At 62.0% G+C, this 17,289-nt stretch carries 11 protein-coding genes and 2 tRNA genes; 4 read left to right on the forward strand and 9 right to left on the reverse strand.

Going from position 1 to position 17,289, the window contains the following annotated elements; all coding sequences use genetic code 11:
- Positions 1 to 339: 339 nt before the first annotated feature.
- The 3 genes from KBX13_RS08785 to KBX13_RS08795 are packed head-to-tail and all read right to left on the reverse strand — an operon-like array spanning position 340 to position 4,096.
- Complete coding sequence (locus tag KBX13_RS08785) at positions 340 to 861, reverse strand: peptidylprolyl isomerase (protein ID WP_070363359.1); 522 nt, start codon at positions 859 to 861, stop codon at positions 340 to 342.
- A 41-nt stretch (positions 862 to 902) separates the two neighbouring features.
- Positions 903 to 3,155 carry a 5-methyltetrahydropteroyltriglutamate--homocysteine S-methyltransferase gene (metE, locus tag KBX13_RS08790; protein ID WP_256021758.1) on the reverse strand — a complete coding sequence of 751 codons (2,253 nt, stop codon included), beginning with the start codon at positions 3,153 to 3,155 and terminating at the stop codon, positions 903 to 905.
- Positions 3,152 to 4,096 carry a methylenetetrahydrofolate reductase gene (locus KBX13_RS08795; RefSeq protein WP_370687331.1) on the reverse strand — a complete coding sequence of 315 codons (945 nt, stop codon included), beginning with the start codon at positions 4,094 to 4,096 and terminating at the stop codon, positions 3,152 to 3,154. Before KBX13_RS08795 ends, metE begins: the two co-directional genes overlap by 4 nt.
- Before the next feature lie 239 nt (positions 4,097 to 4,335).
- On the opposite strand from KBX13_RS08795, the gene KBX13_RS08800 reads away from it, so the two are divergent.
- A complete protein-coding gene (locus KBX13_RS08800; RefSeq protein WP_256021759.1) occupies positions 4,336 to 4,908 on the forward strand; it encodes a hypothetical protein in 573 nt (190 codons plus the stop codon).
- 3 nt (positions 4,909 to 4,911) lie between these two features.
- On the opposite strand, the gene KBX13_RS08805 is transcribed toward KBX13_RS08800, so the two are convergent.
- Positions 4,912 to 5,478: a TetR/AcrR family transcriptional regulator gene (locus KBX13_RS08805; RefSeq protein WP_256021761.1), complete on the reverse strand. Its 567-nt coding sequence runs from the start codon at positions 5,476 to 5,478 to the stop codon at positions 4,912 to 4,914.
- Between the two features lie 88 nt (positions 5,479 to 5,566).
- Between KBX13_RS08805 and KBX13_RS08810 the strand changes: the two genes are divergently transcribed.
- The 3 genes from KBX13_RS08810 (at position 5,567) to KBX13_RS08820 (ending at position 9,174) form a co-directional block, all read left to right on the forward strand.
- The gene (locus KBX13_RS08810) at positions 5,567 to 6,178 is read left to right on the forward strand and encodes a hypothetical protein (protein WP_256021763.1); all 612 of its coding nucleotides are present in this window, start codon (positions 5,567 to 5,569) and stop codon (positions 6,176 to 6,178) included.
- The gene (locus KBX13_RS08815; RefSeq protein ID WP_256021764.1) at positions 6,175 to 8,268 is read left to right on the forward strand and encodes a YhgE/Pip domain-containing protein; all 2,094 of its coding nucleotides are present in this window, start codon (positions 6,175 to 6,177) and stop codon (positions 8,266 to 8,268) included. Before KBX13_RS08810 ends, KBX13_RS08815 begins: the two co-directional genes overlap by 4 nt.
- Positions 8,269 to 8,754: 486 nt before the next feature.
- Positions 8,755 to 9,174: a hypothetical protein gene (locus tag KBX13_RS08820; protein WP_256001460.1), complete on the forward strand. Its 420-nt coding sequence runs from the start codon at positions 8,755 to 8,757 to the stop codon at positions 9,172 to 9,174.
- 100 nt (positions 9,175 to 9,274) lie between these two features.
- Here KBX13_RS08820 and KBX13_RS08825 read toward each other — a convergent pair whose 3' ends face one another.
- The 5 genes from KBX13_RS08825 to gyrA form a co-directional block, all read right to left on the reverse strand.
- Positions 9,275 to 13,717, reverse strand: coding sequence for a hypothetical protein (locus tag KBX13_RS08825; protein WP_256021766.1), 4,443 nt, complete (start codon positions 13,715 to 13,717; stop codon positions 9,275 to 9,277).
- Between the two features lie 332 nt (positions 13,718 to 14,049).
- A tRNA-Ala gene (locus tag KBX13_RS08830) sits at positions 14,050 to 14,122 on the reverse strand.
- A gap of 11 nt (positions 14,123 to 14,133) precedes the next feature.
- A tRNA-Ile gene (locus KBX13_RS08835) sits at positions 14,134 to 14,207 on the reverse strand.
- 109 nt (positions 14,208 to 14,316) lie between these two features.
- Positions 14,317 to 14,661, reverse strand: a complete 345-nt coding sequence (locus KBX13_RS08840; protein WP_256021768.1) for a DUF3566 domain-containing protein — start codon at positions 14,659 to 14,661, stop codon at positions 14,317 to 14,319.
- A 3-nt stretch (positions 14,662 to 14,664) separates the two neighbouring features.
- Positions 14,665 to 17,229: a DNA gyrase subunit A gene (gene gyrA / locus KBX13_RS08845; protein WP_256021771.1), complete on the reverse strand. Its 2,565-nt coding sequence runs from the start codon at positions 17,227 to 17,229 to the stop codon at positions 14,665 to 14,667.
- Positions 17,230 to 17,289 lie beyond the last annotated feature (60 nt).

Raw genomic sequence — 17,289 nt, forward strand, 5'->3', positions numbered from 1 at the left:
GCTGACTGACTAGCCGTCACCGACCTGGGCTTTTACAACTTGGCCAACTCAAAACGAGGGAATGTGGTGCAGGCACCTCTTCCCTGCGCACCAAATTCCTGGTTTTTCGCGGGGCGCTCGGCGTTTTCCCAGGTCGCGATTCGGCAAGATGGGAATGTGGTGCGCGTCCCGGGCACTTGAGTGCCAAAGGACGCAATTCCAAAAAGTAGCACCGACATAGTGCCTGGTCAGCAATGGGCTGGATGTTTTGGGGTGCGTCCTTTGGCACTCGCGGCACTCGAGACCTAAGAACGCCAAAGGCCCCACCAAAAAGGCGGGGCCCTAAGCCAAAAACTAAAACTACTCCACGGTGACGGAGTTGATCACGACGTCCTCGACGGGGCGGTCCATGCGGCCGGTCGGGACGTTGGCAAGCTCGTCGACGACCTTGCGGGAAGCCTCATCGGTGACCTCGCCGAAGATGGTGTGGCGGTTGTTCAGCCACGGGGTTTCGGCGACGGTGATGAAGAACTGGGAACCGTTGGTGCCTGGGCCGGCGTTGGCCATGGCCAGCAGGTATGGGCGGTCAAACTGGAGTTCTGGGTGGAACTCGTCGGCGAACTGGAAGCCTGGGCCGCCGGTGCCGGTGCCGGTTGGGTCGCCGCCCTGGATCATGAAGTCGGGGATGATGCGGTGGAAGATGGCGCCGTCGTAGAAGGGGCCTTCGGTGGTGCCGGAGGCGTTCTTGGTGGAGTAGTCGAGGGTGCCCTTCGCCAGGCCGGTGATGGTGTCAACGGTGTGTGGGGCGTGGTTACCAAACAGGTCGACTTTGATGTCGCCGTGGTTGGTATGGAACGTCATTGTCTGCGTCTTTTGAGTCATGGTGTACAGCGTACACGACCCTCCACGCCCCTCGTCCGGTGTTAGCGCTGGGCGAGCACCGCGTCGCGTGCGGCTACCAGGTTGCGTAGCGAGGGCTCCACTTCCTCATACTTGCGCGTCTTCAGGCCGCAGTCGGGGTTGACCCAGAGGTGTTCGGCTGGGACGTGACGCAGTGCTGCTTGGAGCAGCTCGACGATCTCCTCGACGGAGGGGACGCGTGGTGAGTGGATGTCCCAGACGCCGGGGCCGATTTCGGAGTGGAAGGTCTCGTCGATGTCGGCAAGCAGCTCCATGCGAGAGCGGGCGGCTTCGATGGAGGTGACGTCGGCGTCGAGGCCGGCGACGGCTTCGATGATCTGGCCGAACTCTGAGTAGCAGAGGTGGGTGTGGATCTGGGTGGTCGGTTTGGCGTCGACGGCGACGAGTCGGAAGGAGCGGACGGCCCAGTCGAGGTAGGACGGGCGGTCTTTGGCGCGGAGTGGGAGGAGTTCGCGCAGGGCTGGCTCGTCGATTTGGATGATGCTGATGCCGGCTTCCTCGAGGTCACGGACTTCGTCGGCGAGGGCGGCGCCGATTTGGTCGGCGGAGACGGACAGGGGGACGTCGTCGCGTTTGAAGGACCAGGCCAGGATGGTGACTGGGCCGGTGAGCATGCCCTTGACCGGCTTGTTGGAGAGGGATTGGGCGTAGGTGGCCCATTCGACGGTCATTGGGGCTGGTCGGGAGACGTCGCCGTAGACGATTGGTGGGCGGGTGCAGCGGGAGCCGTAGGACTGGACCCAGCCGTTTTCGGTGACGACGAAGCCGTCGAGGAGTTCGGCGAAGTATTGGACCATGTCGTTGCGTTCGGCTTCGCCGTGGACGAGGACGTCGATGCCGATTTCTTCTTGCAGTTCGATGACCTGCTTGATTTCTTGCTGCAGCGCTTCCTTGTATTGAGCGTCGCTGAGTGTGCCGTTGCGGTGTGCGGCGCGGGCTTGGCGGATCTCGGGGGTTTGGGGGAAGGAGCCGATGGTGGTCGTCGGCAAGCTGGGGAGGTTCAGGGCGTCGCGCTGAGCCTGCTGGCGCTCGGCGAACAGCGGCTGGCGCTGCACCTGACCTGCAGGAAGCGTGCCAAGACGCTTCGCGACGGCCTCGTCGTGGCGCAGCGGGGACTCCGCGCGGGTGCGCGCGACCCGGGCGGATGCGGCGAACGCGACCTCGGCGTCCTGCGGGCCGGCGCTCAGGGCGAGGGCTTCCGCGATCTTCTCGTCGGCGAAGGCGAGCCAGGTGGCGACGTCCACGGGCAGGTTGCGCTCGGCCTTGAGGGTGTGCGGCACGTGCTGCAGCGAGGTGGACGTGGTCACCGATGTGGCGCCGAGGGTGGTGAGGATTTCGGTGCGTTCGGCGAGGTCGGCGGCCCAGACGTTGCGGCCGTCGATAAGTCCGGCGACGAGGTGCGTCTCGGGCGCGACGTGGGTGCGGACCTGCTCGACGTAGTCCGGGGTGGCCTGCAGGGTCCATGGGGACAGGTCGACCTGGAGGGCTTCGGGCTTCAGTTCGCCGAGGACGGGCAGGGCGGCGTCGGCGGCGCCGTATGGGGTGGTCAGGTAGACGCTCGGGCGGGCGTCGGCGCCGAGGAGCGTCGACCATGCCTCACCCAGGTAGCGCGCGATATCGGTGTCCGGGGTATCAACGTCAGCAACGACGATCGGTTCGGCGACCTGGACCCACTCCACACCAGCCTGGTGCAGCGCCGCGAAGACCTGGGCGTATGCCTCGACTAGGGCCGGGAGCAGGGACCACTCCACCGGCTTCGACAGCGCGAGCAGCGTGACCGGGCCGACGAGGTACGGGCGAATCTGGTGGCCGGCCTCGCGGGCCTCCTCCACGATGCGCACGATGCGGTCCGGCACCGGCGTGATCTCCTGACCAGCGGCGACCTCGGGCACGAGGTAGTGGTAGTTGGTGTCGAACCACTTCGTCATCTCCAGTGGCACGCGGGTGGCGGTGCCGCGGGCGAGCGCGAACTCCTCGTCAAGGTCGGTGCCGCCGGCGACGAGGCCGACGGTCAGCGCGGTCTCCAGGACGTGGTCGTAGAGGGCGACGTCCGCCGGGATGGCGTAGGGCTCGGAGAGACCGAGGTCACGCAGGTGGTTGTACGTATCGATGCGCAGGGCGCGCGTCGTGGAGCGGAACGTGTCCGCGTCGATCTGCCCGGACCAGTAGGACTCCAGGGCGCGCTTCAGTTCGCGTTGCGCGCCGATCCTCGGGTAGCCCTCGATGGTCGTGGTGGGGAATGCTACGGTGCTCACAGGTTGAGTCCTTTCAATAGTTCACGTGTTACTGCTAAGTCGTTATGTGTGTAAACATGCAGGCCACCGGCGCCGGCCTGCAGAATCGTGCGCGCTAATGCAACGGTGAGTCGCATGCCAATCTGGTGCTCTTCCTCCGGTGTCCGCGCGGCTTCAAGCTGCTTGATGACGTCCACCGGGGGTGCCACACCGGACAACTCGCCCATCCTGCGCACCCGGTTCACGCTGGTCATCGGCATGATGCCGGGGATCAGCGGGATGCGCACCCCGGCGAGCCGGGCACGTTCCGCGAAGCTGAGGTAGTCCTGCGCGTCGAAGAACAGCTGCGTGATGGCGAAGTCGGCGCCGAGGCGCTGCTTCGCCAGCAACACGTCCAGGTCCTGGTCGTCGCTGGTGCTCTCCGCGTGTCCCCGCGGGTAGCAGGCCACCGACAGCGCCAGCTTGCCGGCGGCGAGGCGGTAGGCCTGGGCGTCGGCGACGTCCTGGATCAGGTTGAGCAGGTCCGTTGCGTGCTGCAGGTGTGTGTCCGGCAGGCGGTCGAGTCCGGCTGGGATGTCGCCGCGAAGGGCGAGGAATCCGCGGACGCCGGCGTCGATAAGCTGGGTGATCCACTGCTCGAGCTCGTCGGGCGTGCCGGCGGTGCAGGCGAGGTGCGCGATGGGGCGCATGCTCGTGGTCTGCGCGATGCGCTCGATGAGGCGGGCGGTGCCTTCCAACCAGTCGCTGCGGTGCGAGCTGGTGACCGACACGTAGTCGGGTTGGTAGGCGGCGAGCCCTTGGATGAGGGCGTCGAGCTTGGCGGAGTCGGCGCTGTGACGCGGCGGGATCACCTCGAAGCTGAGTGCCGTGCGTGCCCGCTGCGCGCGTGGTGCGAGCTCCTCCTCGATGCCGTCCAACGGTGCCGACGCCGAGATCCGCGTTTCCAACGTTGCCTGCCGCACCTGACTCACCTGCCTTCTGTTGCTTCCTGTTGATGGGGTGCAATGAAATTTAAGACTGGCCGCAAGGGTGCACAACTACTTTTGCGTATCGCGATGTATTGTCACAGGTCAGCGACCTGCGAAATGTGAATAATATTTCCCAAAACTGAACCGCTTGGTCTACTTCGCGCGGACTGTGGGGGCACATGTCGGTGCAGCCCGCTAGGGTGGTTGGGAAAGAACACAACGAAGGAGCACACATGAACCTCACCACTGCACGACTCGCACTGCGCGGCATCAGCGGCGCCTGGAACTACTTCCGCGAACTCAACAGCAAGCAGCAGCGCGACGTCTACGAAGCACTCACCGAAGCCATCAAAGACGACAACATCGACGACCTCCACGACCTCGCCGACGTGCCACAGCTCGAGGGGATCTACGACGCCGCGCGCCAGCAGGCCGGCAAAGTCACCCGCGCCAGCCACGCGCGTATCGACGCCCGCCGCGCCCTCCACGCCGCAACCGCCCCTGACCGCAAGGCCCGCCAGATCGCGCTGAAGAAGGAGGCGCGCAAGCGTGGGACCGGCTCGAAAGTCCTGCTCGCCTCCCTCGGCGCGGGCGCGCTCGCAGCCGCCGGCTGGGCGCTGTGGGAGTTCTACCTGCGCGAAAAACTCGAGGAGCGCAACCACGAGCCGAAGCACGCGCTGCGGGAAGACGCGACTGAGGGCACGTCTGAAGGCACGGCCACGCTGGTGTACTCCACCGATTCCGCCGACGACCAGTTCAGCACCCTCGACGCCCTCGACGAAGACCAGCGCCGCGCCACAAAGTAGCTGCTAGCTGGCGTCCACGCGCCACGCCAGCAACAGGTGGTTGACCAGGCGGGTCTTTACGTCTGGGAAGAGGTCGCGCAGGTTCGCGCTCATCGGGCGGGTGACCACGATCAGCTCGGCGGCGATCTCGGAGGGGGTCAGCGCTGGGTCGACGAGGCCGTGAGCGGCGGCGAGGTCCAGCAGCTCTTGGACGTGCGCGAAGAACTCGTCGCGCCGCTGCCGTACCGTGGGCTCCAGGGCGTGCGGCGGCTCGTCCGCCAGGGCCGCCACCAGCATGCCGATCCCGGAGTCCACGCACGCCCAAATAAAGGCGCGCCACTGCTCCTCCGGGGCGCTGTCAAACTTAGCCAGCGTGTCCCCCAGCTTCGCGTCAAGCACGTCGATGAACTCGAGGGCGCACGCCTGGCGTAGGTCGGCGCGCGTCGGAAAATGCCTGTACAGCGTGGCTATGCCCACACCCGCGTGCTCCGCGATTTCACCAAGCGTGACCTCCGAGTTTGGGCGGGTTCGGAAGTTCTCCACCGCTGCCCGGATAAGCTGTTCGCGTTTCTGTCTCGCATCGGCCCGCATGGTGCTTCCTTTCCGCTTGACATTAACTGATAGTCAATCCTACGCTTAGCACCATTCTGCAACGAAAATCAACCAAAGTAGGTGTTCAATGGACTGCATCCTACGAGCCGTCGACGTCGTCGTGCGCCCAGGGAACAACCCGGTCAACCTCGAGGTTGGCGAAGGGTTCACGCTGGTCACATCGCCGCGCGAGTCCGGCGCGTCCACACTGAGTATGGCGCTCGCCGGCCGCTACGAACCACACAGCGGCACCATCGAACTTTTCGACGAGCCCACCACCGCCCGCCAGCGCTTCCCCGAGATCGCTCTGGCCGGCATCCCGCTCATAGACTCCGTCGAGCGTTCCGTTCCAACGAAGGAAATCATCCGGGAGCAGATCTCCTGGGAGCTGCCGTTCTTCCGGCGCATCCCGCGTGACCTGCTCGGCCACGAACTTGTCGAACCCTGGCTGGAGCCACTCCAATTCGACCTGGACGAGGACAAACTCAAGCTCGGTATCGGCGACCTCAGCATCGTTGACCGGATGCGGCTGCGTGTACTGCTCGCGCTCATCGCGCGGCCAGACGCGCCACTCATCATCGTCGACGACCCCGACCAGCTGCGCAACTTTGAGCTGCGCAAAGAATTCATCGACAACTTGCGCGACGTCGCAGCACTCAAACCAGTGCTGGTCAACAGCGTGAACAAGGAGGACCTATGATCGCAGGGCTGCACATCGGCAGCAACTTCCGAAAGTTCGGTCACGGCAAACTGCCGCCGCTCGCCATCATCGCCATCACGCTCATCCCGCTGCTCTTCGGCGGGCTGTTCGTCTGGTCCTACTACGACCCGCTGGGCAACCTGCACAAGATGCCCGTCGCCCTGGTCAACTCCGACGAGGGTGAGCACGGCCTGACCGTCGTCGAAGAGCTCATGGATGAGCAACCCATGGACTTCCGCCTCGTCAGCGCGGAGGAAGCCCAAAAGGGCGTTGCCGACGGCACCTACTACCTCGGCGTGGAGATCCCCAGCGACTTCTCCGAAGCCGCCGAATCCGTCAAGTCCGAAAACCCCCACCAGGCGAAACTCAACATCTCCCTCAACGAGACCAACGGGTTTATCCCCACCATGCTCGGCAACCAGGTGACCATGATCATGAGCTCCGTCATCTCGGAGAGCGTGAGCAAAGAGGTGGTCAACCAGCTCTTCGTCGGCTTCAACACCATTCACGAAGGGATGGAGAAAGCCGCCGACGGCGCCGGCAAACTCGATGACGGCGCCAACAAAGCCAAAGACGGCAGCGGCAAGCTGAAGGACGGCGCCGGGAAGCTCGACGGCGGCGTCGGGGAGCTCGACAACGGCATCAAGAAGCTCGCCGACGGCGCGCAGCAACTCGACTCCGGCATCGGCGAACTCCAGCAGGGCGCCAACACGCTCAACGAGAAGCTCGGCGAAGCCTCCCAAGGCGCCAACAAGCTTGCCAACGGCCTCACCGCCCTCCAAGACGGCACCGCCCAGCTCGGCGCCGGAGCAGCCGCCATCGCCGGCGGTGTAGGCAAGCTGACCTCCATCACGGACCAGCTCAACGTGGCCCAGAACACCTTCAACAGCATCAACGCCACCCTGGACCAGGCCATCCGCCAACTCGACGCCACCCCAGTTCCCGGCGCCTCCGACCTGGCCAACCAGGCGCGCGGCCTGAAAGCTCAGCTCAATGCCGACCAGTTCGTCGCCATGAACCCGCAGATGATCAACGATCTGACCAAACTGCGCAACGGCACCCAAGAGCTGTCCACCCAGCTCAACGACCCCACCGCCAAGTACCGCGCCGGTGTCGAGCAAGCCGTCTCCGGCGCGCAAACGCTCGCCCAGGGTCTGCAGATGCTGCACGACGGCTCCGGCACGCTCGTGGTGGGCGTCGGCAAGCTGAAGGACGGCTCCTCCCGCCTCGTCGTGGGAGCGAACTCCGCAGCCGAAGGCACCTCCAAACTCGCGGGCGGCTCCAACCAGCTCGTCGTCGGCCTCAACGACCTGAACGACGGCCTCGTCACCCTCAGCGACGGCACCGGCGAACTCAGCCTCAAACTCAACGAAGGCGCCGACAAAGCCCCAACCTGGGAAGGCGACCGCCTCGAGAAAGCCACCGAGGCCGCCGGCAACCCCGTCGTACACAACAACACCGGCGACGAACTCACCTTCTTCGGCAAGGGTCTCTCCCCCTTCTTCCTGTCCCTCTCCCTGTGGATCGGCGGCCTGGTGCTCTACATGATCCTCGCGCCGTTCTCACGCCGCGTCATCGACTCCGGCACCAACCCCTTCCGCATGGTCGCCCACACCCTGCTGCCGTCCCTGATCGTCGGCTTCGTGCAGGCCGTGCTGCTGTGGCTCGTGCAGGTCGTCGCGATCGGCGTCGAGCCGAAGCACCCGCTCGGCCTCTTCGGCGTGCTGTGGTTCGGCTCCTGGGTGTTCATGTCGATCATCCTCGCCATCAACATGGTCTTCGGCCCCGCCACCGGCAGACTGGTCACCATGGCGCTCATGTCCCTCCAGCTGGTGGCCTCCAACGGCCTCTACCCGCCCGAAGTGCAGCCAGGGTTCATCCAGTGGGTCCACGCCTGGGACCCGATGCGCTTTACCGTGGATATGATCCGCGTCGCCTTCTTCGGCACCCACGCCGAGGACCCGCGCCTGCTGCGCGCCATCGTGGTGCTCACGTTGCTAGCTGTGGCCGCGTGGTTGATCAGCGCGTGGGGCATGTGGAAGCGTCGCATCCTCAACGACAAGGACATCCACCCAGAGCTGGCGCTGTAAGGGGTGTGTGGGCGCTGGGGCCTGGTCCCTGGCACCACATTCCTATTTGGGGGTTCGGTGAGCTGGGGAAGCGCTGCGGGCCTTTTCGAAATTCGGGAATTTGGTGTCTGGGCAGGGGATGCCAGTGCCAAAGGACGCAATTCTTGTTGCGGGAGGGGGTAAAAACCCAGGTCGTGAAGAGGGGGTTGCGTGCTTTGGCACTGAGGTGAGGGGGAGTGCACCAAATTCCCCCTCGTGGAGTTGACAACCTGGGGAAACGCCGCGGCGCCTTTTCGAAATTCGGAAATGTGGTGTCGTGATGCTTGGCCTGCGCACCAAATTCCCCCTTGGGCGTTTGGCGAACTGGGGAAACGCCCGACCGGTCGTTCGAAGTTAGTGATTTTGGTGCGCTCCCCTTCTGCGCGTGAATTCCTCGGCTGGTAGACTCGCGCCCATTGTTGATGCGTCAACTCGCATTGCGATCTACCAACACTGAAGGAGCACACTATGTCTACATCTGCGAAGCTTGCATCCGTTGCCCTGCGCGTACCGGCGGGGCTTTTCATTTTGAACTCTGCCCTGGGCAAGTTCGGCCTCAACCGTGAAGCCGCCGAGGGCCTCCAGGGCATGGCTGCCACGGGCATCCCTGCGCTTGGCAAGTTGGATCCGGAGCAGTTCGGCAAGGGTCTCGCTGTCTCTGAGGCTGCGGTGGCCGGCGCGCTGCTCGCCCCCTTTGTGAGCAACCGTCTCGCCGGTGCGGCCCTTGGCTCGTTTGGCGCTGGCATGTTGACGATGTACTTCAACAACGACGCCATGACCGAGGACGACGGCATCCGTCCTTCCCACGATGGCCTTTCCTTGGCGAAGGATTCGTGGCTGGTTTCGATGGGTGCGGCGCTGATGGCGTTGCCGAAGAAGCGGAAGTAGCCGATTCGCTTTACTGCAAGAGAAAACCCGGCCCGCGCACCGTGTGGTGTGCGGGCCGGGTTTTGTTATGCCCTGGCCTCAGCCTGAGGCGGAGTCAACGTTAGTTGTTCTCCGCTGGCTTGTCCTCGGAAGGCTTTGCTTCCTCGGCGACCTTGTTGCCCGTCTTGGAGGAACCGTCAATCAGGGTCTGGTTGCCGGTTGCCTTGCCCAGCTGGTAGGAGGACGTTGCTTCGTCCACACCACAGCTACGCAGGACGACGTCCATGATGATCAGGCCGGCGGTGATGGCACCGAGGGCGCCACCTGCGAGGCCGATCATCTGTGGGTTCGCTACCTGGAACGCACCCTGCAGACCAGCAGCGGTCTGTGCACGGTCGCGATCGTAGATGCCCAGGCCACGCTGGATGTCATCGTTAGCGCGCTTGATGGCTGCGTTGACCTGTGCGCTCAGGTTCTCGAGACCCGGAACGCGGACCTGGGAGAGGATGCCCAGCGGGATCAGCAGCAGTAGTGGCGACGCCATGCCGACCAGACCAGCGATGCACTTCGGGTCCTTGAAGTTCGCGTTCGAGGAACCCTTGGTTTCGTTCGTGGCGGTGACATTTACCTCAACATCGACTGGAGCACCCTGAGCAGAGTTCGGGAAGATCGGCACGATGGTGAGGTTGCCATTCTTCTCTGGGGTGATGATCCACTTGCCGTCCTTGAACTCCTTCGTCGCCTTACCGCCGACAATGTCGAAGTCGACCTTGCTCAGGTCAAGCTTCACGCCAGAGTCAGGGTTGAGCTCGATGGTGATGACGCCGGTCTTCTCGTTCTTCTTAATGATGAAGAGCTTGTTCGGGTCGGCAATGTTTGCACCCTCTGAGGTGGACCAGCCCTTTGGCAGGACGGAGATGGTGTATCGAGTCACCAGGTCACCGTTGGCGTTGTACTCCTCAACAACCACAGACTGGTTTGCAGCCTTGTCCGTCGGAGTGAAGACGGAGTTATCAGCGCTGATGTCGGTGAGAAGGTCGCGACCCTTGACGATGGCCAAGGTGTTGTCCTTGTCCTTCTTCTCGATGGTCAGCGTCTCACCAACAAGAGCGCCCTTCTGAACCTCATCGAACTTACGGACCTTCGGCGCCGTGATGTTCAGCGTGTAACGGTTGACAACGTTGCCGTCTGGGTCAACCTCCTGCACGATGCCCGACTTGCCAGCCGAATCCTTCACAGGCTTTGCAACCCACTCAGAGATCTTGTTGCTCTTGCCGTCGACAGAACCGCTGTCCTGAACGTTCGTCGTGAAGTTCTCGGAACCGCTGACCCACACCATGGTGTTCGGGTTGATCTGCAGCACGCGGAACTCGGACGATTCAGGGATCTCGAAGGTGCGGTTGCTCTTGTTCTCGCCAGCGCCGACGGTGAACTCGTAGTTCGCGTACACGCCACGGTCGTCAGCGATCTGGAAGGTGAAGACCTTACCGATTGCTGCCTCGAGCGGCACGAGCTGGAACTCGTTCGTCTCCTCGGAGTACTTGAAGTACTTCTTGAACTCGCTGGTGATGTCCTTACCGTCAGCAAGGGTGCCCTCGAGGACCTTAAAGACCTTGTCGTTCTCGTAGCGGGCCAGCTTCGCGGTGCTATCCGTCGTGATCACGCGCTTGATGACCTTGTTCAAGTCACGACCAGGCTTGAAGTTGATGGTGTAGCGCTCGAAGACGTAGCCGTCCTTCGTACGGTTCTCGACGACAACGGTGCCTTCTGCCTCACGCTTCGGCTCCAGCTTCATGATGGAACCTTCTTCAGGCTTCGACTTCAGCAGCTCCTCGCCCTTGGTGAGCTTGAGGTCGGTGCCCTGAATCGTCAGATCGTTGTCAGTGGTGAACTCGTGGTTCAGCTCCTGGACGTGACCCGGCTCGACATCAACAACCCACTCGGTGATGACAAGGTCAACGTACCGCTTGCCGTCCTTGTCCGTCTTCGTTCCACCGGCAGGGGTAGAGCCCTCAGGGAGGTTCTCTACGTCGTGCCAACGCATGGTCTCCTGGATCTTGACCTGGCCCTTCGTGCCCGGCTTGAAGCGGAAGCGCAAATCGGTGGTGTCACCGTTGTCGTTGGTCTTCGTATTCTCCTCATCCTTGACGACCAAGTCCTCACCCTCAGTGATGGTGAGGTTGTTGTTCGTGGCGTTGCCAGCGTTAATCGTCATGTACGAACGATCAACCGTCTCACGCTTCAGCACGCGCTTCTCGAAGGTGTCTTGGTTGAGAGCAGGGTTAATCTGAATGTTCCAGATGTTGCTCAGCTCACCCTTGTCGTCGTTCACCTGAACGACGACAAGGCTGCCCTGAAGGTTATTGGCAGCTGCGTCGGTCGGCTTCACGACCCACTTGCCATTCTCTTCAATGATCTTCGCGTAGTCTTCGCCGCTGACAATCTTGATGGTGTAGTTGTCGCGGCGCTCGATCTCGACCTTGCCATCGGGGTTGATGAGACGGTCACGGATGTCCGGGCCAGCATTCACGTCCTTCTTGACGATGAACGTGAACTCGTAAGTGCGGCCGTCCTTGTCGGTGAAGGTGACGGTTGCTTCGCCTTCAGCGCCTTCGTTCGGAACGATCTTCCAGTTGTCGCCGTCCTCGACGATCTCCTTGATGACCTTGTTCTCGTCGGAGGTGATCTCGAACTTGGTACCACCACGACGCTCAACGAAGCCCACGGAGGTGTTGAGGATCTCGCGGGTCACCTTGTAGGTGGAGTTGATGTTCTCAATGGTGATGATGTTCTGCTTCTCTTCACCGTTCTTCGACGTGATCTTGACGATCACCTCACCGTGAACATCCTTGTCCTTCGGGATGATGATGAGCTTGCCAGCACCATCGTCCTTCACGGTCGCGATGTCGCCACCCTCGAGAACCTCTACCTTGTCACCCTTGTCCAGCGTGATGATCTTGGTGCGATCAGAGCCACCCTGGTTGATGTTGTAGAAGTAGTTGTTCACGATCTTGTTGAGGTGCTCGACCTCACCAGTGCGATCGTTGATCTGCAGCTCGTAGATGTACTCGTTGCCGTTCTCATCGGTAACGACGATCTCAACAACACCGGATCCCTTGAAGTCATCCTTCGGCTTGATGATCAGGTTGTTGTCCTTATCGCGATCCACGATCACGAGGTCCTCGCCCTTCGTGATGCGCCAGGAGTAGCCCTGCTTCTTCAGATCGCCCATGTCAAGGATCTTCTTCTCGTCCTTGTGACGGATGTCGATCGTGTTGTGGATCTCGTAGACTTCCTTCTCGATCCGGGTGTAGTACTCCTTGATGATCTCCTGAACGTTGACGTTCGTGGAAGTCGTCGTAACGGTGGACTGCTCGGTCTTCGTCTCGGTGACGTCAGACGGGGTGACCTCAACCGTCGTTGGGACGGTCGTGTAGTGGGTCTCCGTCGTCGGGGTGACATGCTCCTTGACCGTGGTCACGACTGGGCGCTCAGTAACGGTCGTCGTGTTGGTGACCGTCGAGCCTGGAACAACCGTCTCAACAATCGACGGCTCCGGCGTGATGGTCTTCGTGACCGTGACGTCCTTGCCGTTTTCACGCTTGGTCGTCGTAACTGTCGACGGCTCGTGAGTGACCGTGGTGGTCTTCGTCTCCGCCGGCTTCGTTACGGTCGTCACCTTCGTGGTTGGCGGAATTTCCTCCCAGCGGGTGACGGTCGTCTCTGGGACCGTCACGACGGTGGTAATTGTGCTCTTCGGCAGCGTCACCGTCGTGTTCGTGTAGTGAGGCTCCTGCGGCTGTGGCGGCTTCGGCTTCTCCAGACCTGGCTGGTACGGCGTGATCAGACGCTGGGACGTGTACTCACGCCTCCAGCTGAAGTTCAGGTTGTAGTTGTTCGGCATCAGAACAACGATGTACTCGCTGGCCTTTACGGAGCTACGAATCTTCTGCATCGCCTGCTCGTTGACGACGAGGTAGTAGTTAGGCCCCGGGTTTGCCCGATCAACGCGCTTGTAGCGAATCTCGAAACCAGTGAGCTGGGTGAACATCGCGTCACCCATCAGGTTTGGACGAACCTCGTTGAGGTATGCAAGGTTGTTGGACACCAACGCCTGCATGTACATCATCTTGCGCTTAACGCCCTCGATGTCGCCCTTCTCCTGGTCCTCGAGAACGGCCTTCATCAGGTTGATGGCGCCCTTCTCAACATCCGGGTTGATGCGGTTACCAACGCCGTAGCGGCCGGACTGGCCAGTCAGCTTACGGAAGGAGTAACCCTTCGGGTTGTTCCATGGGTTATCGACGCCCCAGTCGATGCACCAGCCCGGGCCGTACTGGGTAGCCAGCAGGCCGAGAGCGTTCTGGCCGTGCGGGACCTTCTCCTTCCAAATCTGCTGGCCTTCAAAGACCTTCTGCAGTTCTTCTTGGGAGAGCTGATCGTACTGGCTTGTAACAGCAATGTCTGCGCTTGCGTTCGGCGCAGCAACGTGCACGGTGCTAACGGCCATGACGCCTGTAATCAGGCCGGCCATGATTCGCTTCTTAAGATGTGCGTTTTGCAACGGCTCAATCCTTAAAAATCGTAGGAGATATTCGAAGCAGCCTGAAGACCATCTGAACACGGATCCACAAACTGACAGACATTTATTCAATCACAAAAATCTCCCTGAAAGTAGTCCACTACACCCCCACCACCACAAAAACACCACCACACCCCACAACCCCCAAAAACCCCCTGACCAGCAGCTTCACAAAAGCTGTCAAAGTATGCAACAAAAACGTGATCTATCACACTCAAAACACCACTGCCACCAAACAGGGGGGACACATGTCAACGCATAAAGAACCACACGAAAAAACCCTGGCCTCTGAACCGGAGACCAGGGTGAACCTGTGGAGCATAGGAGAATCGAACTCCTGACATCCTGCTTGCAAAGCAGGTGCTCTACCAACTGAGCTAATGCCCCTTTTGTTCCTGTGGGCCTAGCAAGAATCGAACTTGCGACCTCATCGTTATCAGCGATGCGCTCTAACCGACTGAGCTATAGGCCCTGGGAACGAGAAGTAAGATTACCTACCACTATAACCTTTGACAAATCGCCAGTACAAGCGTTGTTTTTAGCGTTGTCATAGTGGGGTTATAGCGGTAGGTATCTCACGGCTATCGCGCCCTGTTGGACATCACCAGGGTGACGCCGCCGACCAGGTCCGCGATGGCGTTGTAGAGCAACGCCGTCAGCGGGGCCATCACTGCGATGAACACCACGCCGATGAGCCCGAAGAGGCCGGCTGCGGACATGACCAGGGTGGCGTCGATAACTTGGCCGCCGCCGACGCCACTGACCAGCGAGTTCAAGGAGTCGATGACCCCTGTCTGCGCGAGGCCGTAGTAGACGATGGCCGCGCCCAGCATCCAGGCGACGAAGCCGACAAGGGCGAGGATCGTCGCCACCTTAAACACGGAGGCGACACCCACGCGCCGCACCACTATCTTGCGGGCGGCCATGGTTTACTCCCCATCCTTCGGCGAGGCGGAGATGGACGAGGAGGTCTGCTCCTTGGCTTCCTCAATCGTCTTCTCGCCCTTGGCAACCGCGGTTGCCTCCTCTTCGCCCTGCTCCTCGACGTTCTTGTCGATGGCCAGCAGCTCAACGTCATCCGCGAGGTCGACGAGGCGGACGCCCATCGTGGCGCGGGAGGACGGACGGATCTGGTTGACCTCGGTGCGGATCACGCCGCCAGCGGAGGTGATGGCGAAGATCTGGTCTTCCTCATCGACCGCCAGGGCGCCGATCAGCTTGCCGCGCTTCGGGGTGTACTTGAACGTCATCACGCCCATGCCGCCACGGCCCTGGGTGTTGTACTCCTCAATCGCGGTGCGCTTGCCGTAGCCACCAGCGGTGGCGACGAGCAGGAACTCGCCGTCCTGGACCACGGTCATCGCGAGCAGCTTGTCGTCGCCGCGGAAGCGCATGCCCTTCACGCCGGCGGTCGCGCGGCCCATTGGGCGCAGCTGGTCGTCGTCGGCGGTGAAGCGGATGGCCTGGCCCTGCTCAGAGACGAGCAGCAGGTCGTCCTCCTCGCCGGCAAGCGCCGCGCCGATCAGGGCGTCGCCCTCGTTGAGGTTGATCGCGATGAGGCCCGCGGAACGCGCCGACTCGTAGTCGGTCAGGCGGGACTTCTTCACGCGGCCGTCGCGGGTAGCCAGGACCAGGTACGGGGCGTCCTCGTAGGACTGGATCTGGATGACCTGCGCGATGCGCTCCTCCGGCTGGAACTCCAGCAGGTTCGCCACGTGCTGGCCGCGGGCCGTGCGGCCCGCCTCCGGCAGCTCGTAGGCCTTGAGGCGGTACACGCGGCCGAAGTTGGTGAAGAACAAGATCCAGTCGTGGGTGGAGCAGATGAAGAAGTGCTTCACCACGTCGTCCTGCTTCAGTTCCGCCCCGCGGACACCCTTGCCGCCGCGCTTCTGCGACTTGTACGCATCCACCTTCGTGCGCTTCGCGTAGCCGGTGGAGGTGATGGTGACCACGACGTTCTCGCGCGCGATGAGGTCTTCCTCGGTCACATCGCCGGTCGCGGCCACGATCTGGGTGCGGCGCTCGTCGCCATACTTTTCGACGATCTCACGCAACTCGTTGCCAACGATCTCCCGCTGGCGCTCCGGACGGGCCAAGATGTCCTTGTAGTCGGCAATCTTGCGCTCGATCTCGGCCAGGTCGTCGACGATCTTCTGGCGCTCCAGCGCTGCCAGGCGGCGCAGCTGCATTGCCAGGATTTCGTTGGCCTGGATCTCGTCGACGTCGAGAAGCTTGATCAGGCCCTGGCGGGCGTCGTCAACCGTTGGCGAGCGACGGATCAGGGCGATGACCTCGTCCAACGCATCGAGCGCCTTGACCAAGCCGCGCAGGATGTGGGCGCGCTTCTCGGCCTCATCCAGGCGGAACTTGGTGCGGCGAACGATGACCTCGATCTGGTGCTTGACGTAGTAGCGCAGCATCTGGTCGAGGCGCAGCGTGCGCGGCACGCCGTCGACGATGGAGAGCATGTTCGCGGAGAAGTTCGTCTCCAGCTGCGAGTGCTTGTACAGGTTATTGAGCACCACTCGAGGAACCGCATCGCGCTTGAGCTTGACCACGATGCGCATGCCGATGCGATCCGAGGACTCATCATCAATGTCGGCGATGCCCGCCATCTTGCCCGCGGCGACCTGGTCCGCAATGTTGTGGATGAAGTTATCCGGGTTGACCTGGTACGGCAGCTCCGTAATCGTGATGAACTGGCGGTTGCCGATCTCCTCGATCTCGGTCACACCACGCATACGGATGGAACCGCGGCCCGTGGTGTAGGCGTCCTTGATGCCCTGATCGCCGACGATGAGGCCGGCCGTCGGAAAGTCCGGGCCCTTCACTCGCTCCATCACCGCGTCGAGCGCCGCCTGCTCATCCGCGTCATAGTTGTCGAGCATCCAGTAGATAGCCTCCGCCAACTCGTTCAAGTTGTGCGGCGGAATGTTGGTGGCCATACCGACAGCGATACCGTTCGAGCCGTTCATCAGCAGGTTCGGCACACGTGACGGCAGCACGTCCGGCTCGCGGGTCTTGCCGTCGTAGTTCGGGGAGAACTCCACGGCGTCCTCACGGATGTCGCGGACCATCTCCATCGCCAGCGGCGTCATCTTGCACTCGGTGTAACGCATGGCCGCTGGGCCGTCATTACCAGGGGAACCGAAGTTACCCTGGCCGTCGACCAGCGGGTAGCGCATCGCCCAAGGCTGAGCCATGCGCACCAGCGTGTCGTAAATGGCGCTGTCGCCGTGCGGGTGGAAGTTACCCATCGTGTCAGCGACAGGCTTGGCACTCTTCACGTACGAACGCTCGGGGCGGTAGCCGTGGTCGTACATGGCGTAAATGATGCGGCGGTGCACCGGCTTCATGCCATCGCGAACATCCGGGAGCGCACGGCCGACGATCACGCTCATCGCGTAATCGATGTAGCTCGTCTGCATCTCCTCATTGATGTCAATGGGCTGGATGGCGTCGGAACCGCCGCCACCTAGAGTGTCATCACTCATTGCTCACCTTTCGTCAAACATTGGTTCCTACCGATTCTAGCGCTTTGTGCGCCGAATCAC

Source organism: Corynebacterium sp. CCUG 51687 (assembly GCF_024453995.1).
Classification (GTDB): Bacteria; Actinomycetota; Actinomycetes; order Mycobacteriales; family Mycobacteriaceae; genus Corynebacterium; species Corynebacterium pseudogenitalium.

Coding starts and splice junctions, on each gene's coding strand:
- KBX13_RS08820 (WP_256001460.1), top strand. CDS start 8,755: ATGTCTACATCTGCGAAGCTTGCATCCGTTGCCCTGCGCGTACCGGCG.
- KBX13_RS08810 (WP_256021763.1), top strand. CDS start 5,567: ATGGACTGCATCCTACGAGCCGTCGACGTCGTCGTGCGCCCAGGGAAC.
- KBX13_RS08785 (WP_070363359.1), bottom strand. CDS start 861: ATGACTCAAAAGACGCAGACAATGACGTTCCATACCAACCACGGCGAC.
- KBX13_RS08805 (WP_256021761.1), bottom strand. CDS start 5,478: ATGCGGGCCGATGCGAGACAGAAACGCGAACAGCTTATCCGGGCAGCG.
- gyrA (WP_256021771.1), bottom strand. CDS start 17,229: ATGAGTGATGACACTCTAGGTGGCGGCGGTTCCGACGCCATCCAGCCC.
- KBX13_RS08800 (WP_256021759.1), top strand. CDS start 4,336: ATGAACCTCACCACTGCACGACTCGCACTGCGCGGCATCAGCGGCGCC.
- KBX13_RS08840 (WP_256021768.1), bottom strand. CDS start 14,661: ATGGCCGCCCGCAAGATAGTGGTGCGGCGCGTGGGTGTCGCCTCCGTG.
- KBX13_RS08815 (WP_256021764.1), top strand. CDS start 6,175: ATGATCGCAGGGCTGCACATCGGCAGCAACTTCCGAAAGTTCGGTCAC.